The sequence below is a fragment of the Arthrobacter sp. ASL1 genome, from assembly GCF_056680475.1.
In genome coordinates, this window is sequence record NZ_CM155284.1 from 866,816 (window position 1) to 885,903 (window position 19,088).

Annotated in this window: 18 protein-coding genes and 1 riboswitch; of the genes, 10 read left to right on the forward strand and 8 right to left on the reverse strand. The window is 68.7% G+C overall.

What is annotated here, in order from left to right; all coding sequences use genetic code 11:
- Window positions 1-41 precede the first annotated feature (41 nt).
- From AC1MEQ_RS04060 to glyA, 5 genes are all read right to left on the reverse strand, one after another.
- Window positions 42-317: an SHOCT domain-containing protein gene (locus tag AC1MEQ_RS04060; protein WP_479794183.1), complete on the reverse strand. Its 276-nt coding sequence runs from the start codon at window positions 315-317 to the stop codon at window positions 42-44.
- Between the two features lie 164 nt (window positions 318-481).
- Complete coding sequence (locus tag AC1MEQ_RS04065) at window positions 482-1,168, reverse strand: response regulator (protein WP_479794185.1); 687 nt, start codon at window positions 1,166-1,168, stop codon at window positions 482-484.
- A complete protein-coding gene (locus AC1MEQ_RS04070) occupies window positions 1,165-2,304 on the reverse strand; it encodes a sensor histidine kinase (protein WP_479794187.1) in 1,140 nt (379 codons plus the stop codon). Before AC1MEQ_RS04070 ends, AC1MEQ_RS04065 begins: the two co-directional genes overlap by 4 nt.
- A 148-nt stretch (window positions 2,305-2,452) precedes the next feature.
- A complete protein-coding gene (locus AC1MEQ_RS04075; RefSeq protein WP_479794189.1) occupies window positions 2,453-3,337 on the reverse strand; it encodes a bifunctional methylenetetrahydrofolate dehydrogenase/methenyltetrahydrofolate cyclohydrolase in 885 nt (294 codons plus the stop codon).
- Between the two features lie 2 nt (window positions 3,338-3,339).
- Entirely contained in the window at window positions 3,340-4,629 is a 1,290-nt protein-coding gene (gene glyA, locus AC1MEQ_RS04080) for a serine hydroxymethyltransferase (protein ID WP_479794191.1), read from the reverse strand.
- A gap of 68 nt (window positions 4,630-4,697) precedes the next feature.
- Window positions 4,698-4,785: riboswitch (ZMP/ZTP riboswitch) on the reverse strand.
- A gap of 141 nt (window positions 4,786-4,926) precedes the next feature.
- Between glyA and AC1MEQ_RS04085 the strand changes: the two genes are divergently transcribed.
- The 9 genes from AC1MEQ_RS04085 (at window position 4,927) to AC1MEQ_RS04125 (ending at window position 15,475) form a co-directional block, all read left to right on the forward strand.
- Entirely contained in the window at window positions 4,927-5,997 is a 1,071-nt protein-coding gene (locus tag AC1MEQ_RS04085; RefSeq protein WP_479794192.1) for an FAD-dependent oxidoreductase, read from the forward strand.
- Between the two features lie 5 nt (window positions 5,998-6,002).
- Window positions 6,003-6,851 carry a formyltetrahydrofolate deformylase gene (gene purU, locus AC1MEQ_RS04090; RefSeq protein WP_479794194.1) on the forward strand — a complete coding sequence of 283 codons (849 nt, stop codon included), beginning with the start codon at window positions 6,003-6,005 and terminating at the stop codon, window positions 6,849-6,851.
- A 33-nt stretch (window positions 6,852-6,884) separates the two neighbouring features.
- On the forward strand, window positions 6,885-7,406 hold the full coding sequence (locus tag AC1MEQ_RS04095) for a gamma carbonic anhydrase family protein (protein ID WP_479794196.1): 522 nt from the start codon (window positions 6,885-6,887) through the stop codon (window positions 7,404-7,406).
- Between the two features lie 51 nt (window positions 7,407-7,457).
- Window positions 7,458-8,531 carry a Gfo/Idh/MocA family protein gene (locus AC1MEQ_RS04100; RefSeq protein ID WP_479794198.1) on the forward strand — a complete coding sequence of 358 codons (1,074 nt, stop codon included), beginning with the start codon at window positions 7,458-7,460 and terminating at the stop codon, window positions 8,529-8,531.
- 72 nt (window positions 8,532-8,603) lie between these two features.
- Window positions 8,604-10,073, forward strand: coding sequence for a glutamate-cysteine ligase family protein (locus tag AC1MEQ_RS04105; RefSeq protein ID WP_479794200.1), 1,470 nt, complete (start codon window positions 8,604-8,606; stop codon window positions 10,071-10,073).
- 114 nt (window positions 10,074-10,187) lie between these two features.
- On the forward strand, window positions 10,188-11,378 hold the full coding sequence (locus AC1MEQ_RS04110) for an ROK family transcriptional regulator (protein WP_479794202.1): 1,191 nt from the start codon (window positions 10,188-10,190) through the stop codon (window positions 11,376-11,378).
- A gap of 70 nt (window positions 11,379-11,448) precedes the next feature.
- Window positions 11,449-13,008 carry a multiple monosaccharide ABC transporter ATP-binding protein gene (gene mmsA, locus AC1MEQ_RS04115; RefSeq protein WP_479794204.1) on the forward strand — a complete coding sequence of 520 codons (1,560 nt, stop codon included), beginning with the start codon at window positions 11,449-11,451 and terminating at the stop codon, window positions 13,006-13,008.
- A gap of 51 nt (window positions 13,009-13,059) precedes the next feature.
- Window positions 13,060-14,328 carry a multiple monosaccharide ABC transporter permease gene (mmsB, locus tag AC1MEQ_RS04120; RefSeq protein ID WP_479794205.1) on the forward strand — a complete coding sequence of 423 codons (1,269 nt, stop codon included), beginning with the start codon at window positions 13,060-13,062 and terminating at the stop codon, window positions 14,326-14,328.
- Window positions 14,329-14,371: 43 nt separating this feature from the next.
- Window positions 14,372-15,475, forward strand: coding sequence for a substrate-binding domain-containing protein (locus AC1MEQ_RS04125; protein ID WP_479794207.1), 1,104 nt, complete (start codon window positions 14,372-14,374; stop codon window positions 15,473-15,475).
- Window positions 15,476-15,560: 85 nt separating this feature from the next.
- Here AC1MEQ_RS04125 and AC1MEQ_RS04130 read toward each other — a convergent pair whose 3' ends face one another.
- A complete protein-coding gene (locus tag AC1MEQ_RS04130) occupies window positions 15,561-16,583 on the reverse strand; it encodes a bile acid:sodium symporter family protein (protein WP_479794209.1) in 1,023 nt (340 codons plus the stop codon).
- A gap of 231 nt (window positions 16,584-16,814) precedes the next feature.
- Between AC1MEQ_RS04130 and AC1MEQ_RS04135 the strand changes: the two genes are divergently transcribed.
- Window positions 16,815-16,946 carry a hypothetical protein gene (locus tag AC1MEQ_RS04135; RefSeq protein ID WP_479794211.1) on the forward strand — a complete coding sequence of 44 codons (132 nt, stop codon included), beginning with the start codon at window positions 16,815-16,817 and terminating at the stop codon, window positions 16,944-16,946.
- Between the two features lie 191 nt (window positions 16,947-17,137).
- Here AC1MEQ_RS04135 and AC1MEQ_RS04140 read toward each other — a convergent pair whose 3' ends face one another.
- Window positions 17,138-18,382, reverse strand: a complete 1,245-nt coding sequence (locus AC1MEQ_RS04140) for a type II toxin-antitoxin system HipA family toxin (protein WP_479794213.1) — start codon at window positions 18,380-18,382, stop codon at window positions 17,138-17,140.
- Complete coding sequence (locus AC1MEQ_RS04145) at window positions 18,366-18,710, reverse strand: helix-turn-helix transcriptional regulator (protein WP_479794214.1); 345 nt, start codon at window positions 18,708-18,710, stop codon at window positions 18,366-18,368. The genes AC1MEQ_RS04140 and AC1MEQ_RS04145 overlap by 17 nt, the downstream gene beginning before the upstream one ends.
- Window positions 18,711-19,088 lie beyond the last annotated feature (378 nt).

A 19,088-nucleotide genomic window follows, 5' to 3' on the forward strand; every position in this document is an offset into this window, starting at 1 on the left:
CCATGTCTACCATTTCTGCCCGGTGGACGACAGCATGCAGGTTACCCGCGGCCCGATCCGCGCAACACCTCCAGCCGCTGGCGGAACTCCGTCTCGTCGACTTCGCCGCGGGCGTACCGCTCCCGCAGGACGCCCTCGGCGGCCCGCCGGTGTTCGACCTGGTGGCCGCGGCGGCGTCCGAAGACGAAGAGGGCGATCAGCAGGATCCAGAACAGCGGAAAGATGAACCACCACCCGAATCCCCCGTGTCCCCAGTTGGCGGCATGGCCAGCGGCCTGGGCGGTGGTGGTGGCAAGGGCGGCTGTTGTCATCAGCATGGTCTCTCCTGGTGGTTGATGGCGGCCGGTGTGGCCACATCACCCACCCTTCCGCGTTCCGGGTTGACGGGCATCCGGCCCGGGGAGGCACTTCCCGCACCGTCGCATACACCACCGGGAGGCGCTGCCCCGATGCCGGGAGTAGCTGGCGGCACCGGCAACGTTCAGGTGCCGGCGTCCCCGTCCTGCGCCGTGCCCGGGGTGACGAGCCCGCTCTCGTAGGCCAGGACCACCAGCTGGGAGCGGTCCCGGGCGTCGACCTTGCCCATGATGCGCGATACATGCGTCTTCGCGGTCAGGGGGGTGATGAACAGCCGTGCGGCGATGCCCGCGTTGTTCAGCCCGCGGCCGACCAGCGCCAGGACCTCTCGCTCGCGCAGCGTCAGGGCCTCCACACTGGCCGGCGGGCGCACCGGTTCCCGCCGGGTGCCGGCGACGCGGGCGAGCAGCCGACGGGTGACCGAGGGCGAGAGCAGGGCATCGCCGCGGGCGACGGCGCGCACCGCCCGCAGCAGCTCCTCGGGTTCGGTGTCCTTGACGAGGAATCCGCTGGCGCCGGCACGCACCGAGTCCAGGATGTAGTCGTCGAGCTCGAAGGTGGTGAGCATGATGACCTTCGTCCCGGCCAGGTCGGGGTCGGCCAGCAGGGCGCCGGCCGCCTCGATCCCGTCGCCGCCGGGCATGCGGATGTCCATGAGCACGACGTCGGGGCGCAGTGCCCGGGCCTGGGCCAGGGCCGCCGCGCCGGTGGCTGCCTCGCCGACGACGTCCAGGTCGTCCTCGGCGGCGAGCAGCGAGCGGAATCCGGCACGGATGAGTGCCTGGTCGTCGGCCAGCAACACGGTGGTCATGGGTCCTCCTGTGCGGGGATGGTCACGGTCACGGCGGTCCCGGGGTCCAGGTCCGCCAGGTCCACGGTGCCGCCGCGTGCCGCCACGCGCTCGCGCATGCCGCGCAGGCCGTTGCCGTCGGGGGCACCGCCGCGGCCGCGTCCGTCGTCGCGCACCCACAGCCGGGCCCCCGCGTCCTCGAGCGTGAGCTCGACCTCCACGGTGCGGGCCGCGGCGTGGCGCACCACGTTGGTCAGCGATTCCTGCACCGCCCGGAAGAGGACGTTTTCCGTGCGTCCGCCCACCCAGCCGGGCCAGGGCTTGGCGGGCGCGGCGTACCTGACGTCGAGGCCGGCCGTGCGGACCCGTTCGATGAGTTCGTCCAGCGCGTCGAGCCGTTGGCTGGGCACCCGGGGCGCGTCCTGGCGCAGCACGGCCAGCACCTCGCGGACCTCGGCGAGGGCAGCGGCGGAGCCGGCCTTGATGGTGGCCAGCGCCTCCAGCAGGGCGTCCGGGTCGGGGTTGCGGCGGCCCAGATGCAGGGCCACGGAGGACTGGACGTTGATCATCGAGAGCGAATGCGCGACGACGTCGTGGATGTCGCGGGCGAGCACCAGGCGTTCCTCGTCGCGCCGGTGGGTGGCCTGCTCGCGGGCGATGCGTCGTTGTTCGGCGCCCCGTTCCCGGCGTGCGCGGGCGAGTTCGGTGACCAGCAGGATGACGGCGAACCAGGCAGGCAACACCAGCCAGCGGCCTTCCCGGACCGCCTGCCCCGGCCCCGATGACCATCCGGGGGCCACTCCCGGGGCCAGGTCGGCGACGGCCAGGCCCACCGCCAGCACGGCCACCGATGCCCAGCCCCACCAGCGGGCGCGGCCGAGTACCGCGAACACCAGAGCCAGGACCAGGGAGAGCAGCACCGGGCCCCACGGGTAGCCGGCGAACAGGTAGGCGCCGTCGACCAGGGTGATCGCGGCGGCCGCGGGGCCGGGCGCCCGGCGGCGCAGCAGCAACAGGGCGGGGCCGGCGAGCAGGAGCACGATCGCGCCCCCGGGCAGCTCGAGCCGCTGGTGGTGGGCCGCGAAGGTGCTGCCGACGAGCTGGAAGAAGGCCACCACCACCGGCAGCACGGCCAGCGGCGGTCGGCGTCTTCCCATGGTGTGAGCGTACCCGCGCACCCACACCGGGACATCCGCCCGCGGCGGTAGCCGAGGCACCGCCGTCGTACTCCCGCCGGTGTAGGCCCCCGAACGGCACGGGGCCCGGGAACCGTGTGGTTCCCGGGCCCCGGAGGGGCAATGGCGGTCAGCCGGCCTGGCGCTCGGCGGATTCCACCACGTTGGACAGCAGCATGGCGCGGGTCATCGGGCCCACGCCGCCGGGGTTCGGCGAGATCCACGAGGCGACGTCGTAGGCGCCCGGGTCCACGTCCCCGGTGACCTTGGCCTTGCCGGAGCCGTCGTCGACCCGGCTGACGCCGACGTCGAGCACGATCGCGCCGGGCTTGAGGTCCTGGGCCTTGATCATGTGCGGGGATCCCGCGGCGGCGATGACGACGTCGGCGCGCGCCAGGTGCGCGGCCAGGTCGGTGGTCCCGGTGTGGGCCAGGGTGACCGTGGCGTTGATCTCCTTGCGCGTGAGCAGCAGGCCGATGGGGCGGCCGATGGTGACGCCGCGGCCGACCACCAGCACGTCCTTGCCCAACAGGTCGATGCCGTGGCGGGCCAGCAGTTCCACGCAGCCCTTGGGCGTGCAGGGCAGCGGCGACTCCATGGGGCGGTTCACGTTGGCCACGAGACGGCCCAGGTTCATCGGGTGCAGGCCGTCGGCGTCCTTGGCCGGGTCCATCGCCTCCAGCACGGCGTCCTGGTCGATGTGCTTCGGTAGCGGCAGCTGGACGATGTAGCCGGTGCACTCGGGGTTCTCATTGAGCTCACGGACCTTGGACAGCAGCATGTCCTGGGTGGTGTCGTCGGGCAGGTCGATGCGGATCGAGGTGATGCCGACCTCGGCGCAGTCCTTGTGCTTGCCGCCGACGTACCACTTCGATCCCGGATCATCGCCCACCAGGATGGTCCCCAGGCCGGGGGTGATGCCGCGTTGGGCCAGGGCGGCGACGCGTTCGGTCAGTTCGGCCTTGATGGCTGCCGCGGTGGCCTTGCCGTCGAGGATCTGGGCACGTTCTGCCATGTTTACCACTGCTCCAATTCTGCGTAGAGGGGGAATGCGGACGCGAGCTTCCCGACCCGGGCGCCGAGGGCCGCGGTGTCTGCCGCCGCCCCGTCGCGCAAGGCGATGGCGATGATGTCGGAGACCTCGGTGAATTCGGCGGCACCGAAACCGCGCGTGGCCAGTGCGGGGGTGCCGATGCGCAGCCCGGAGGTGACCATCGGCGGGCGGGGGTCGAACGGCACGGCGTTGCGGTTGACCGTGATGCCGATGGAGTGCAGCAGGTCCTCGGCCTGCTGGCCGTCCAGCTCGGAGTCACGCAGGTCCACCAGCGCCAGGTGGACGTCGGTGCCACCGGTGAGCACGGAGACGCCCTTCGCCGCGACGTCCTCCTCGCCGAGGCGGGCGGCCAGGATGCGCGCGCCCTCGAGGGTGCGTTCCTGGCGTTCGCGGAACTCCTCGGACGCGGCGATCCTGAACGCGACCGCCTTGCCGGCGATGGCATGCATCAGCGGTCCGCCCTGCTGGCCGGGGAAGACATTGGAGTTGATCTTCTTGTACAGCTCCAGGTCGTTGGTCAGGATCAGACCCGAGCGCGGCCCGGCCAGCGTCTTGTGCACCGTGGAGGTCACGACGTCGGCGTAGGGCACCGGGTTCGGGTGCAGGCCGGCGGCGACGAGCCCGGCGAAGTGGGCCATGTCGACCCAGAGCAGCGCGCCGACCTCGTCGGCGATGGAGCGGAAGGCGGCGAAGTCGAGCTGGCGCGGGTAGGCGGACCAGCCGGCGATGATGACCTGCGGCTTCTCGGCAATGGCCTGGGCGCGCAGCTTGTCCATGTCGATGGTGAAGGTGTCCGGTTCGACCTCGTAGGCGGCGACCGTGTAGAGCTTGCCGGAGAAGTTGAGCTTCATCCCGTGCGTCAGGTGTCCGCCGTGGGCCAGCGAGAGGCCCAGGATCTTGTCCCCGGGCTCGATCATGGCGGCCAGGGCTGCGGCGTTGGCGGAGGCGCCGGAGTGCGGCTGGACGTTGGCGTACTTCGCCCCGAACAGGGATTTCACGCGGTCGCGCGCCAGGTTCTCGGCGACGTCCACGTGCTCGCAGCCGCCGTAGTAGCGGCGGCCCGGATAGCCCTCGGCGTACTTGTTGGTCAGCACCGAGCCCTGGGCCTGCAGGACGGCGCGCGGGGCGAAGTTCTCCGAGGCGATCATTTCCAGGGTGTTGCGCTGGCGTCCGAGTTCGGCGGTCAGCACCGCGGCGATCTCCGGGTCCACCTCGGACAAGGGCTGGTTGGTGACGATGTTGTCTCTGCTCACTGGTTCTTCTCCTGCTACGGGGATGTTCTGCGGTCTGGGACACGACGACGGCGCAAGCCGCATCGCTGACCCCGGGTCCAGGCGCGCGATCCGGTGGTTGATCCTGCCGTCGCTCCCCCGTGGTCCTCCACTTAAACGCCAGTCGCGACGCTCCCATGCTAACCGAGCCGGGCCCGGCACTGCCGAAGGTTTACGCGCCCATTGCGCGGCATGAAGCCCGTCACCGCACGGTGGGGAATACGCACCCATCCGCAGCCGTTCCCCCAGTAGTTGAGTATTCAAGCAAAGGGGTGTGGCATGCAGGTCGTGGTCATCGGGGCGGGCCAGGCGGGGCTCAGCGCCGCCTACCACCTGGTCCGGCGCGGGCTGGCCCCGGGAACCGACTTCGTGGTGCTCGATGCCAACGACGGGCCCGGCGGGGCCTGGCGGCACCGCTGGGACGCGCTGACCTTCGATGCGGCCCACGCGCTGCACGACCTGCCCGGCCTGGCCCTGGGCACCCCCGACCCCCAGGAACCGGCCTCCGCCGTCGTCTCCCGCTACTACGGCGACTACGAAGCGCGCTTCGGGCTCGGGGTCATCCGCCCGGTTCCGGTAGTGTCCGTCACCCGCGCCGACGACCCCGCCGACGGGCTGCTCGTCCGTGCAGCCGACGGCAGGACCTGGACCGCCGGCGCCGTGGTGAACGCCACCGGCACCTGGGACCGTCCCTACTGGCCGTCCTCTCCCGGTCGCGGCGACTTCGCCGGCCGGCAGCTGCACACCCACGACTTCACCGCAGCCACCGACTTCACCGGCGAGCGCGTGCTGGTGGTCGGCGGCGGGACCTCCGCCGTGCAGTTCCTGCTCCAGCTCGATGCCGCCGGCGCCGACACCACCTGGTCGACCCGTCGCGCCCCGGACTGGACGGACATCGCCTTCGACGCAGCATGGGGCCGCGGCGTCGAGGAACGGGTCAACGCCCGCACCTCCGCCGGGCTGCCGCCGCGCAGCGTGGTCGCCGAGACCGGGCTGCCGCTGACGGCGCAGTACCGCGACGGGATCGCCTCCGGGGTACTGGCCTCCCGCGGACCGCTCCAGCGCCTGCTGCCCCACGGCGCGGTCTTCGCCGACGGCACGACGGCGGAGATCGACGCCGTGCTCTGGGCCACCGGGTTCCGGGCCGCGGTGGAGCATCTGGCCCCATTGCGGCTGCGCGAGCCCGGCGGCGGCATCCGCCTGGCCGCGGACGCGGTCTCGGTGGCCCGCGAGCCGCGCCTGTTCCTGGTCGGCTACGGGGCGTCGGCCTCCACGCTGGGGGCCACCCGGGCCGGCCGGGCCGCGGCGCGGGCCGCCCTGCGGTCGCTGGAACCGGTGCCGGTAGGCTAGGTGCGGTGACCAGCCAGCAATTCATCGTGACCCTCTCCTGCGCCGACCAGCCCGGCATCGTGCACGCCGTCTCCGGCGCCCTGCTCCAGGCCGGATGCAACATCACCGAGTCCCAGCAGTTCGAGAGCCCCGAGTCGGGCCTGTTCTTCATGCGCGTCGCCGTGTCCACCGCCGCGGACATCGACGCGGTGCGCGCCCCGCTCGACGCGGTGTCCGCCGCCTTCGACATGACGCTCGCCGTCCACCCCCAGGCCCAGCCGCTGCGCACGCTGATCATGTGCTCCACCGCCGGGCATGCGCTCAACGACCTGCTCTTCCAGCAGCGCGCCGGTTCGCTGCCCATCGAGGTCCCGCTGATCGTCTCCAACCACACCGATCTGGCCCCGATGGCCCAGTTCTACGGGGTGGACTTCCTGCACCTGCCGGTCACCGCCGGCACCAAGCCCGACGCGGAGGCGCGGCTGCTCGAGCTGGTGCGCCGGCACGACATCGAGCTGGTGGTCCTGGCCCGCTACATGCAGATCCTCTCCGACGGGCTCTGCCGCGCACTCTCCGGGCGCGCCATCAACATCCACCACTCGTTCCTGCCCTCCTTCAAGGGTGCACGCCCCTACCACCAGGCGCACGCCCGCGGCGTGAAGATGATCGGGGCCACCGCCCACTACGTCACCGCGGACCTGGACGAGGGGCCGATCATCGACCAGCAGGTCATCCGGGTCAACCACGCCAAGACGCCGGAGCAGTTCGTGGCGATGGGCCGCGACGTGGAGGGGCGCACGCTGGCCCAGGCCGTGCAGTGGGCCGCCCAGCGCCGTGTCCTGCTCGACGGGCGCCGCACCGTCGTCTTCAACTAAGGCACCGGCGGGCCGGGTTTGTACACTCGGGTCATGACCCACATCATCACCATCGATTCGAAGACCCCGAAGGTCGCCCAGCCGTCCTTCATCGCCCCCACCGCCGTCCTGTCCGGCGACGTCGAGATCGGCGAGCGCGCCAGCGCGTTCTACGGCGTCTCGGTCCGCGGCGACTCCGCCCCCATCCGCATCGGCGCCATGACCAACCTGCAGGACAACGTCGTCGTGCATGCCGATTCCGGCTACCCGGCCACCGTGGGCACCGGCGTCTCCGTCGGCCACTCGGCCGTCATCCACGGCTGCACCATCGGCGACGGCTGCCTGATCGGCATGAGCGCCACCGTGATGAACGGCGCGCAGATCGGCGAGCAGTCCCTCGTCGCGGCCGGCGCCCTGGTCCTGGAGGGGACCGTCGTCCCGCCGCGCTCCCTGGTGGCCGGCGTCCCGGCCAAGGTCCGCCGCGAGCTCACCGAGGAGGAGGTCCACGGGTTGCGCACCAACAGCGAGCACTACCTCGTCCTGGCGGAGAAGCACCGCGCGGCCAACACGCACTGACCCGCCGGGCGGTGCGTTGCCGCCCCCGGGCCCCCGTGCCAAGCTGGGGGCATGAGCCTGCGCTTCCCCACCCCGCCCTGTGCCGAGCCGAACGCCGCATCGCCCCTGTCCGCGACGGGGCGCCCGGTGCGCTGGGGCGTGGTCTCGACCGGACGCATCGCCAGCACGGTCACCGCGGACCTGGCCCTGCTCGAGGACGCCGTCCTGCAGGCTGTCAGTTCGCGCGATGCCGGCCGGGCCGCCTCCTTCGCGGCCGAACACGGCTTCGCGACGTCCTACGGGGACGACGGCGGACGCACCGGACTGGCCGCGCTCCTCGCCGATCCGGCGGTGGATGCCGTCTACATCGCCACACCGCACGGCCAGCATTTCGAGGTCGCCCGCGACGCCCTCACCGCGGGCAAGCACGTGTTGTGCGAGAAGTCGCTGACCATCAACGCCGCCGAGGCGCTCGAGCTCGTGGAGCTCGCCCGCACGCGCGGGCTCTTCCTCATGGAGGCGGTCTGGACCCGGTTCCTGCCGGCGGTGCACCGCGCCCTGGAGCTCGTCGACTCCGGCGGGCTCGGCGACATCGCCTGGATCCGCGCCGACCTCGGCTTCCCCGCCCCCTACGACCCCGCCTGGCGGCTCTGGGATCCCGCGGCCGGGGGCGGCGCCCTGCTGGATCTGGCGGTCTACCCGCTGACCTGGGCGCTGGGCTGCCTGGGCTTCCCGAACTCCGTGCAGGCGGTGGGGAACCTGAACGACGACGGGGTGGACACCCAGGAGTCCCTCACCCTGGGCTACGGCTCGGGGGCGCAGGCCCAGCTGCTCTGCTCACTCACCGGGGCAGGGCCCCGCGAGGCGGTCATCGCCGGCAGCACGGGCTGGCTGCGCACCTCCGGGCCGCTGAACAACCCGTCCTCCTTCGAGGTCCACCCCCTCGGGGGCGAGCCGCGCACCGTGTCCTTCGAACCGGTGGGGCGGAACTACGTCTACGAGCTGCGCGAGGCGACCCGCTGCATCCAGCAGGGACTCGCCGAGAGCCCGACCATGAGCTGGGCCGATTCGGTGGACACCATGCGCCTGCTCGACGGGGTGCGCAACCAGCTCGGTGTCAGCTACCCCAACGACGCCGTCGTGTGAGCCGGTGCCCGCGCTCCCGGGCGGATCCCGGTTGCCGTATACACCGCGGCGACTCGCCAGTACTCTCGGTTCATGGGAGCCGAAGTCAGCAAGAAGACCTTCACGCGGGCGCAGCGCACGACGTACCGTGAGCGCCTGAACCAGAACCTCGAGACCTTCGAGGCGTTCCTCTCCGATGGGCATTTCGCCGCCTCGGGAACCATCGGCCTGGAGCTCGAGTTGAACCTGGCCAACGGGGACTTCACCCCGGCCATGCGCAATGCCGCAGTGCTCGAGTCCATCGCCGACGAGGCCTTCCAGACGGAGATCGGCGCGTTCAACATCGAACTGAACCATCCGGCCCTGGACGTGGCCGGGCGTGGGCTGCGCGAACTCGAGGAGAGCCTGCGCGAGCAGCTCAATCGTGCCGATGCCCGGGCCGACGCTGCCGGGGCGGACCTGCTGATGACCGGCATCCTGCCCACGCTGCGTGCCGACCAGCTGCAGGAGAAGGGCTGGATGAGCGCGGGCAAGCGCTATGCGGCCCTGAACACCTCGGTGCTGCAGGCCCGCGGCGAGGATGTGCTGATCGACATCTCCGGGCGCGAGCACCTGCGTTTCTATGCCCAGACCATCGCCCCGGAGGCCGCCTGCACCTCGGTCCAGCTCCACGTGCAGCTGTCCCCCAACGAATTCGCCCCGGCCTGGAACGCAGCCCAGATCATTGCCGGACCGCAGGTCGCGCTGGCCGCCAACTCCCCCGTGTTCCTCGAGAAGGTGCTCTGGCATGAGACCCGCATCGAGTTGTTCAAGCAGGCGATCGACACCCGTGCACCCGAAATGCGCGCCCAGGGGGTGCGGCCCCGCGTGTGGTTCGGCGAACGCTGGATCACCTCGTTCTTCGACCTGTTCGAGGAGAACGTGCGCTACTTCCCGGCATTGCTGCCCGAACTGGCCGGACGGCGGCCGGAGAAGACCCGTTCGGGGGCACCACAACTGCACGAGCTGCTGCTGCACAACGGGACGGTCTACCGCTGGAACCGGCCCATCTACGACCCGGGAACCGCCCTGCCGAACCTCCGCCTGGAAAACCGCCTGCTGCCCGCCGGGCCCAGCGTGCTGGACACGGTGGCCAACGCCGCCTTCTTCTTCGGTCTGGTCCGCCGGCTGCGCACCGCCCAACGCCCGCTCTGGTCGAGGATGGCCTTCGGGACCGCCACGGAGAACTTCCTGGCCTGCGCCCGCGACGGCCTGCACGCCACCGTCTACTGGCCCGGCGTCGGGGAGATCCCGGTCTCCGAGCTCATCGTGCGCCACCTGCTGCCGCTGGCGGCCGAGGGGCTCGCCGACCTCGGCGTCGACGACGCCGTGGCCGCGCGCTACCTCGACGTGCTGCGCGAGCGGGCCAGCACCGAGCAGAACGGCGCCCTGTGGCAGATCCAGGCGCTGGACCGCCTCGAGGGCCACGGACTCGACCGGCGCCGGGCCCTGCAGGAGATGACCCGGTTGTACTGGGAGCACATGCACCACACCGGCCCGGTCCACGAGTGGCCGCTGCCGTGACCCCAGGCCCCCGGGAAGCCACCTTGCGGTAATTTCAAAAGGCCAAAGATCACGTTTTGGCATTCATGCGTTCACTTCTTGACGCCAAGTCAAATGTGATGCAGACTACTTCCCATGCTGGAAACGAGAGCCGCGTCACCGACGGCGCGCAAGAGCCCGGGCTCCCAATCGGCGCTACGCCACCTGAACCAGCAGCGCATCATCGATTGCCTGCTCTCCGGACCGTCCACCCAGGCCGAACTGGCCCGGCAGACCGGGCTGTCCACCGCTACGGTGTCGAACATCGTGAAGTTCATGCAGACAGCCGGACTCGTCAGCACCGAACCCACCACCAGCTCCGGCCGACGCGCCCTGAACGTGAAGCTGATCAGCGACGGCGCGATCGCCGTCGGCATCGACTTCGGGCGCCGCCACCTGCGCGTGGTGTTCTCCTCGTTGAACTACCAGATCGTCGCCGAGAAGACGGTCATCCTGCCGCTGGGCCACCATGCCGAGGAGGGCATCGCCGCGGCAGCGGGACTGATCACCGAACTGCTGGCCGCCAAGGGCCTGGCCCCCAGCGCCCTCATCGGCGCCGGTGTGGGCATCCCCGGCCCCATCGACCGCCGCACCGGCACGGTCGCCCAGGGCGCCATCCTGCCCGAGTGGGTGGGACTGAACATCCAGGAACGGCTCGAGGAAACGCTCGACCTGCCCGTGATCGTGGACAACGACGCGAACCTCGGAGCCCTGGCCGAGGTCACCTGGGGCCCGCACAACGGGATGGAGAACCTCGTCTTCATCAAGATCGGTTCGGGCATCGGCGCCGGGCTGATCATCAACGGCGCCCCCTACTACGGAAATGTCGGCATCACCGGGGAGATCGGCCATGCCACGGTCCAGGAGCACGGAGCCGTCTGCCGCTGCGGCAACCGCGGCTGCCTGGAGACGGTCGCCTCCACCACCGTCATGATCAACCTGCTCTCCCGGTCGGGAACGCCCCCGGAGACGGCGGAAGACATCGTCGGGCAGGCAGCCGACGGGCGCTCGGCGGTCCTGCGGGTCGTGGATGACGCCGGCATGGCCGTGGGACAGGCGCTGGGCAACATCGCCAACCTGCTCAACCCGGAAGTAATCGTCGTCGGCGGCCCCCTGGCCGGACTCGGCGACCTGCTCCTTGACCCCATCCGGCGCGGCCTGCTGCGCCATGCCGTCCCCGTCGTCGGCGCGAGCACGACGCTGGTCATGTCGTCCCTGGGCGACCGGGCCGAGGCCCTCGGAGCCGCCGCATTGGCCTTCCAGCATGTGGGCATCCGTGCCCCCTGATCCCGTCGCCGGACCCCGAGGACGACACAGCACCCCCATCGACACATCCACCGGAAGGCCGCAGGGCACCATGAACACACCACCCACCGGGCACCAGGCCCCCAACATCCTGGAGATGCGGTCCATCACCAAGGAGTTCCCGGGCGTCAAGGCCCTGGCCGACGTCAACCTGGCGGTCCGCGCCGGCGAGATCCACGCCATCTGCGGGGAAAACGGCGCCGGGAAATCCACCCTGATGAAGGTCCTCTCCGGCGTCTACCCCCACGGCACCTACACCGGTGACATCTACTTCCAGGGCGCCATCCAGTCCTTCCGCGGCATCAACGCCAGCGAGCAGGCCGGCATCGTGATCATCCACCAGGAACTCGCGCTGATCCCCGAGCTGAGCATCATGGAGAACATCTTCCTGGGCAACGAACCGACCCGGTTCGGCATCATCGACTGGGCCTCGGCCCGGGTGCGCGCCATGGAGCTGCTCGCCCGCGTCGGCCTCTCGGATTCCCCGGACACCCCGATCAAGGAAATCGGCGTCGGCAAACAGCAGCTGGTGGAGATCGCCAAGGCACTGAACAAGTCGGTGAAGCTGCTCATCCTCGACGAACCGACCGCGGCACTGAACGAATCCGACTCCCAGCACCTGCTGGACCTGATCCGTGGGCTCAAGGGCAAGGGCATCACCTCGATCATGATCTCCCACAAGCTCAACGAGATCGAACAGGTCGCCGATTCCATCACCATCCTGCGCGACGGGGAATCCATCGAGACCCTGGACGTGGCCAACGAGGGTGTCAACGAGGACCGGATCATCAAGGGCATGGTGGGTCGCACGCTGGAATCGCGTTTCCCGCACCACACCCCCCAGATCGGCGAAAAGTTCTTCGAGGTCAGCCACTGGAACGTCGCACACCCCCAGATCCCGGACCGGATGGTCTGCAAGGACTCCAGCTTCTTCGTCCGCCGCGGCGAAATCGTCGGCTTCGCCGGTCTGATGGGTGCCGGCCGCACCGAGCTCGCCCGATCCATCTTCGGGCGTTCCTACGGGAAGTTCGTGTCCGGGACCATCACCCTGAACGGCCGGGACATCGTGCTGCGCAATGTCGCCCAGGCCATCGACGCCGGTTTGGGCTATGTCACCGAGGACCGCAAGACCCTGGGCCTGAACCTGCTGGACGATATCAAGGCGACCACCGTCGCCGCCAACCTCAAGGAGATCAGCCCCCGCTCCATCGTGGACCGGAACCGTGAATTCGAGGTGGCCGAACACTACCGGCAGGCGCTGCGCACCAAGACCCCCTCCGTGGAGGAGGGCGTCAACAAGCTCTCGGGCGGCAACCAGCAGAAGGTGGTGCTGGCCAAGTGGATGTTCACCCAGCCGGACCTGCTGATCCTGGACGAACCCACCCGCGGCATCGACGTCGGCGCGAAGTTCGAGATCTACGGCATCATCCAGGAACTGGCCAACCAGGGAAAGGGCGTCATCGTCATCTCCTCGGAGCTGCCCGAACTGCTGGGGCTCTCGGACCGCATCTACACCATCTTCGAGGGGGCCGTCACCGGCGTCGTCGACAAATCCGAGGCCACCCCCGAACACCTCATGCGGCTCATGACCTCAAGCCGCGTCCCCGCCTAGGCCACCCCGGCCGGCCTCCCCCCGCAAACCCCGCGAACCAAGGAACTAACAATGAACGCGATCAAGCAGCTCTTTGGCGGCAACACCCGCCAATTCGGCATGATCTTTGCCCTGGTGGCCCTGGTGGTCTTCTTCCAGATCATGACCGAAGGCGTGACCCTGACCTCCGGCAACCTGATGAACCTGCTCAACGGCAACGCCTACATCCTGATCCTGGCCATCGGGATGGTACTGGTGATCATCGCCGGCCACATCGACCTCTCCGTCGGCTCCATCGCCGCCTTCGTGGGCATCACGGTGGCCCTGACGATGCGCGACTGGGGCCTGCCCTGGTGGGGCGGCGTCCTGCTCGGACTGGCCCTCGGCGCGGTCATCGGCGCCTGGCAGGGGTTCTGGGTCGCCTACGTGGGGATCCCGGCGTTCATCGTGACGCTGGCCGGCATGATGCTCTTCCGCGGGCTGAACCAGTTCGTCGGCAAGTCGAACACGATCCCGGTCCCGGAGGACTTCCAGTACATGGGCGCCGGCTACCTGCCCGAAATCGGGCCGACCACCGGATACAACAACCTCACGGTGCTCCTGGGCCTGGCCACGGTGGCGCTGGTCGTCACCATGGGGCTGCGCGGCCGGGCCAAGGCCGCACGGCTGGGCGCCGTGGTCGCGCCGATGTGGGTGCAGGTCACCAAGCTGACCCTGATCAGCGCGGCCATCCTCTACGCGACCTACCTCTTCGCCACCGGCCGCCCCGGCACGTCGCTGCCGATCCCCGGCATCATCCTCATCGGCCTGGTGCTCATCTACGGATTCGTCTCCTCGCGCACCGTCATCGGCCGCCACATCTACGCCGTCGGCGGCAACCGCCACGCGGCGGAGCTCTCGGGCGTGCGCTCGAAGAAGGTCAACTTCCTGGTCATGATGAACATGGCCATCCTCGCCGGCCTGGCCGGCATGATCTTCATCGGCCGCTCCACCGCCTCCGGCCCCTCGGACGGCATGATGTGGGAGCTCGACGCCATCGCCGCCGTCTTCATCGGCGGCGCCGCGGTGACCGGCGGTGTCGGAACCGTCGTCGGGTCGATCATCGGCGGCCTGGTGATGGCCGTGCTGAACAACGGCCTGCAGCTGCTCGGCGTGGGCGCCGACGCCACCCAGATCATCAAGGGTCTGGTGCTGCTGGCCGCCGTCGCCTTCGACGTCTACAACAAGTCCCAGGGCAAGCCATCCATCACCGGGCTGCTCTCCCGCGGGCTGCTCACCAAGAGCAAGCCCGAGGCGGAAGCCGTCGAGGCCTCCCAGGAAAAGATCCCCACCGGGGCCTGAAAACCACCCGCTCCACCTCTCTCACACCAGAAAAGGAAAACCAATGAAAATCATGGGCAAGGCAACACAGCTCGCGGCGGTCACCGCGATTGCCGCGCTGGCGCTGACCGGCTGCGGCCGCCAGGATGCCAGCACGGATGCCGCCGCGGGCTCCTCCGCCGCCGGATTCGACCAGGGCGCCACCATCGGCGTCGCCCTGCCGCAGAAGACCAGTGAGAACTGGGTCCTGGCGGAAAACCTGTTCAACAAGGACCTCACGGACGCCGGCTTCAAGGCAGATGTCCAGTTCGCCAACGGCGGAGTCGCCGAACAGCAGAACCAGATCAACGCCATGATCACCAAGGGCGCCAAGGTCATCATCGTCGGTGCCATCGACGGCAAGCAGCTGGGTAACCAGCTCAAGGCCGCCAAGGATGCCGGGGCCACGATCATCGCGTACGACCGGCTGCTGCTGAACACCAAGGACGTCGACTACTACGTGGCGTACGACAACTTCAAGGTCGGCCAGCTGCAGGGCCAGGCGCTGCTGGACGGGTTGAAGGAGAAGAAGGGCAAGGCGCCGTACAGCATCGAGCTCTTCGCCGGGTCCCCGGATGACGCCAACGCCAAGGTGTTCTTCGACGGTGCCATGGACGTGCTGCAGCCGAAGATCGACGACGGCACGCTCAAGGTCGCCTCGGGCCAGAAGAAGTTCGACCAGGCGGTCACCCAGGGCTGGAAGGCCGAGAACGCCCAGAAGCGCATGGACACCCTGCTGACCGGCACCTACCCCGGTTCCAAGAAGGTCGACGGCGTACTGTCCCCGAACGACACGCTCGCCCGGGCCATCCTGACCTCGGTCAAGGCCGCCGGCAAGGACATCCCGATCGTCACCGGACAGGACTCCGAGGTCGAATCGGTGAAGTCGATCATGAAGGGCGTGCAGTACTCCACCATCAACAAGGACACCCGTGCCTTGGTGGAGCATGCCACGTCCATGGTCAAGGACCTGCAGCAGGGCAAGGAGCTCGAGGTCAACGACACCGAGTCCTACGACAACGGCGTCAAGGTCGTCCCGGCCTACCTGCTCGAACCGCAGATCGTCACCAAGGCCAACGTGAAGGAAGCCTACGTGAACGACCCGGTGCTCGGCCCGATCACCAAGTAGCACCGCAGCACCCCACCAAGGAGGGCGTGCGACGGCGGATCATCCCGCCGGCGTGCGCCCTCCTTTTCATGCCACGCGGCGGCGGCTACCGGGTGCGCGCGCTGCTGCGCCTCCAGATGGCGGCGAGGATGGCTCCGGAGACGTTGTGCCAGACCGAGAATACGGCGCCAGGAAGGGCCGCCTCGGGGGCGAAGTACGTCTTGGCCAGGCCGGCGGCGAGCCCGGAGTTCTGCATGCCGACATCGATCGCCATGGTGCGCCGCGAGGGGATCGGCAGGCGGAAGAGCTTGGCGGCGCCGTAGCCGAGCAGGTAGCCCAGCCCGTTGTGCAGGATGACCGCGGCCAGGATCAGCAGCCCGGCGCTGAAGATTGCCGCGGCACTGCCGGCGACGACGGCGATGACCACGAACGTGATCGCCAGCACCGACACCCAGGGCAGCGCCGGCAGCACTGCGGCAACCAGCTTCGGCGCGGCCATCCGCACGACCAGGCCCAGCACCACCGGGACCAGCACGATCTGCACGATCGACAGGGCCATCGACCCGGCGTCGACCGGCAGGTACTGCCCGGCCAGCCAGAGGGTGAGCAGCGGGGTGAAGATCGGGGCGATCAGCGTCGAGACGCTCGTCATCGTCACCGACAGGGCGACGTCGCCCTTGGCCAGGTAGGTCACCACGTTCGACGCCGTGCCGCCGGGCGCGCAACCGACCAGGATGACGCCGGCGGCCAGGGCCGGGGGCAGGCCCAACAGCGTCGAGACGCCGAGGCCGGCCAACGGCATGATCACGTACTGGGCGATCACACCCAGCAGCACCGGCAGCGGCTGGCGGACCACCAGGGAGAAGTCGGGCAGGGTCAACGTCAGGCCCATGCCGAACATGATGAGCATCAGGCCGGGGTTGATGAACGCCGCCCAGCCCAGGAACGGGGCCGGGAGGAACAGCGCGATGGCTCCCCCGGCGAGGATCAACAGCGGGAACAACGTGACGGCCACGCGGGCGCTGCGCTCCTCGCCGGCATTCCCTCCGGCGGTGGGGGCAGCTGCCCGGTCGGACGTGGCCGTCGAGCGGCCACCGCGGCCCTCTGGATTTTCTGGAGTGGTTGACATGGGCAACATGATCCCAAAACGGCGGTCGCCGCCGGTAATTGTGACCCGCCCGCTCCAGGACCCGTTCATGACACGCGCGTACATTGTCCGAGGACAACTGCACGGAATGCCCACAGTCGCCTGCCTGATGTGCCATGCCCTTTCGGCGACAAATTCCGGCGGCAGGCGTACTACGGAGTTGGCGATGGCTGGTGCTTCAGCTGCGGGGGCTTTGCCCGCCACGTCAAGCTCATGTTCATCAACGGCGCGGGCCTCGAACCGGCACCACCGGTGACACCTGTGGGCATGGGCAAGGCCACTCGGGGTGTGGAGCTGGAGTCTTTAGGGATTCTCGATAAACACCAGATCGCGATGTGGATGTAGCAAATTGCGTCCGTGCGCGGTGTTGGTGGTAGGAAGCGTTGAGCAGAGGGGGCGAAGCGTAATGAGGTGCTGTCAGTTAGTGGGTGGATCGATCTCGGCGTCGCTCGGGCACCAGGGTCCCTGGACGGGCGGCTTGCCGGCAGTTCCTGAGTGCTCATCGACGCCTTGGCGACTTTGCCCACGGTCGAACTTCACCGATCACGGAAACCGTAGAGGGTGCCGGGATTGAGAAACTGCCGCCCCCACAGGAGGCGCCTGTCGGCGCTGGTCAGCATTCCGAAGTCCGAAGCCTCTGCCCAGTGCTCACGAATAGCGTCTTCGATTCGGGCAACGATGCTGTTGGCCTCGTCTCTGGTCAGGTCATAGAGACTACGGGCGGCGATGAGGTCAGATAAGTTGTTCCGCCTTGTTCCGTTCCTGTCATATGCGATGGCCTGCGAAGCCGTCTCTCCGCTACGCCGCATGGGCGAAAGGTCATAGGCGGGGCTGAGTATCGCTACAGATCCGTCCCAGAGCGCCGCGTGGTTCCGAAGGTGGTCGTCGGAGTTGGAGATTGACATGTTGAATGCGATGCGTGCGAAGAGCTCGGATGCAGTACCCTCGGGCGCGCCGTTGCTGCGAAGAGCGTCCAGAAACTCGACATAGCTGCCGCTGCGCGCCTGCAACTCGTCTAAGCCGGTCAGGGTCAGGGCACTCGTCGCAAGGATGCGCCCGCCGTCGTTCGTTCGGTCGAATCGCTCAACCAGCAGGACAATCCGACCGAGGACACTCTCGACCCGAGTTCGAGCGACGTTGAGCCCCGCCTTCTCGGCGAGAAACATGCTCGCTGCCTCTGCCCCGACCACAGGGAAGTGGTCATTGGATGCGGTGAACTTCGCGATGTACTCGCGACCAGAGTCGTGGATGACGGACTTCGGGCGCGCCCCACCCATCGCTGTACCGCTCAGGAGAGCTCGCTCGAGTTCGAACGGCAGATCGGCTCCGGCTTCAATGAGGTCTGCTGCGTTCAGGAGAGTTTCCAGCGGGGCGGACGCCGTAGCACGCGGGACGTAGTCGGTGACTGACGTCTGGAAATCGATAGCGCCGAAGCGGTTGGAGCCGGAGTTCAAGAGGTATGTGCGTTCGTCAAGGTCACCCGTGTCTGCGTCGTCACCTCGGTCACCGGTGACTTGGTACTGAACGACCCGCCGGCCCCATGCATCTGGTGACGAGTCGCGCAGAGCACCAGGTAGCCCCATTGACCCAGTGGGCCCGAACGTTCGCTTTGATAGCGGGAGGGTTGGGGCTAGGGAAATGGCGTTGCCGCGCTCCAGATACCGCCGACCGTAGTCGAAGGAGAACTGGCCGGGCGCACCCTCCCGAAGACGGCCAGCGGGGACCGGTGCGGCCGCCTCGGGCAGCCACGCCCAAACATAGATGTCAGAAGTCGAGGCCATCGTCGTTGTCCTTTCGCTTCTTGTCCACACGTGCGGGAAGTAGTGCGAGCCGTTCCTCGCCTCGTCGGCGGAGCGCGATGAGTTCACCGGGGTCGTCGACCCCGAACAGGGGGACACCAACGATCGACGCAACGTTGAACACGTTGCCGATACTGCTCGCGGCGCTTCCGCGCTCGATGGCCGCCAAGGTTTTCCGTGTCATGCCGGCTGTGCCAGCGAGATGCTCGGCGGTCATCCCTCGCGCAGCGCGTGCCATCCGGATTTGCTGCCCGAGCACGACCATCGCGTCCTCGGCAGCGCGGGTTACACCAAGTTCTCGACGTCCCATGGGTAATAGTTTACCCCTAAAGCCTATTTATGTATAAACTATTACCCGTTCCACTCCCGCGCCAGGTGTTACCCCTCGATGAGCGCGTCGGCGCCGCGACGACGGGTCCCGTTGCCTTGGGTTAGCCGAGTGCCAGGGTGTGGAGAAGTCGAAAGACTCGACTTACAGGCAGCTCGAGCGGTTACGTCTGGATCCGATGCCACAGTGACGACATGTCTCCACGCCGCCTTTCCGCGCGCAGACATGAGGAACGATGCTGCCGACACTCAACGCCAACTCGTAGAGGACCACACTCCGCTATGACCACATCGCGACTAACCAACGTAGAGCGTTCTTCCGCTACCTCCGCACCGCCTATGCGCGCGGCCCGCAAGCCGG

What these genes read in the sequence shown, in the direction of transcription:
- AC1MEQ_RS04060 (WP_479794183.1), bottom strand. Translation starts at nt 317, where the DNA reads ATGCTGATGACAACAGCCGCCCTTGCCACCACCACCGCCCAGGCCGCT.
- AC1MEQ_RS04065 (WP_479794185.1), bottom strand. Translation starts at nt 1,168, where the DNA reads ATGACCACCGTGTTGCTGGCCGACGACCAGGCACTCATCCGTGCCGGA.
- AC1MEQ_RS04070 (WP_479794187.1), bottom strand. Translation starts at nt 2,304, where the DNA reads ATGGGAAGACGCCGACCGCCGCTGGCCGTGCTGCCGGTGGTGGTGGCC.
- AC1MEQ_RS04075 (WP_479794189.1), bottom strand. Translation starts at nt 3,337, where the DNA reads ATGGCAGAACGTGCCCAGATCCTCGACGGCAAGGCCACCGCGGCAGCC.
- AC1MEQ_RS04085 (WP_479794192.1), top strand. Translation starts at nt 4,927, where the DNA reads ATGCAGGTCGTGGTCATCGGGGCGGGCCAGGCGGGGCTCAGCGCCGCC.
- AC1MEQ_RS04095 (WP_479794196.1), top strand. Translation starts at nt 6,885, where the DNA reads ATGACCCACATCATCACCATCGATTCGAAGACCCCGAAGGTCGCCCAG.
- AC1MEQ_RS04100 (WP_479794198.1), top strand. Translation starts at nt 7,458, where the DNA reads ATGAGCCTGCGCTTCCCCACCCCGCCCTGTGCCGAGCCGAACGCCGCA.
- AC1MEQ_RS04105 (WP_479794200.1), top strand. Translation starts at nt 8,604, where the DNA reads ATGGGAGCCGAAGTCAGCAAGAAGACCTTCACGCGGGCGCAGCGCACG.
- AC1MEQ_RS04110 (WP_479794202.1), top strand. Translation starts at nt 10,188, where the DNA reads ATGCTGGAAACGAGAGCCGCGTCACCGACGGCGCGCAAGAGCCCGGGC.
- mmsA (WP_479794204.1), top strand. Translation starts at nt 11,449, where the DNA reads ATGAACACACCACCCACCGGGCACCAGGCCCCCAACATCCTGGAGATG.
- mmsB (WP_479794205.1), top strand. Translation starts at nt 13,060, where the DNA reads ATGAACGCGATCAAGCAGCTCTTTGGCGGCAACACCCGCCAATTCGGC.
- AC1MEQ_RS04125 (WP_479794207.1), top strand. Translation starts at nt 14,372, where the DNA reads ATGAAAATCATGGGCAAGGCAACACAGCTCGCGGCGGTCACCGCGATT.
- AC1MEQ_RS04130 (WP_479794209.1), bottom strand. Translation starts at nt 16,583, where the DNA reads ATGTCAACCACTCCAGAAAATCCAGAGGGCCGCGGTGGCCGCTCGACG.
- AC1MEQ_RS04135 (WP_479794211.1), top strand. Translation starts at nt 16,815, where the DNA reads ATGTTCATCAACGGCGCGGGCCTCGAACCGGCACCACCGGTGACACCT.
- AC1MEQ_RS04140 (WP_479794213.1), bottom strand. Translation starts at nt 18,382, where the DNA reads ATGGCCTCGACTTCTGACATCTATGTTTGGGCGTGGCTGCCCGAGGCG.
- AC1MEQ_RS04145 (WP_479794214.1), bottom strand. Translation starts at nt 18,710, where the DNA reads ATGGGACGTCGAGAACTTGGTGTAACCCGCGCTGCCGAGGACGCGATG.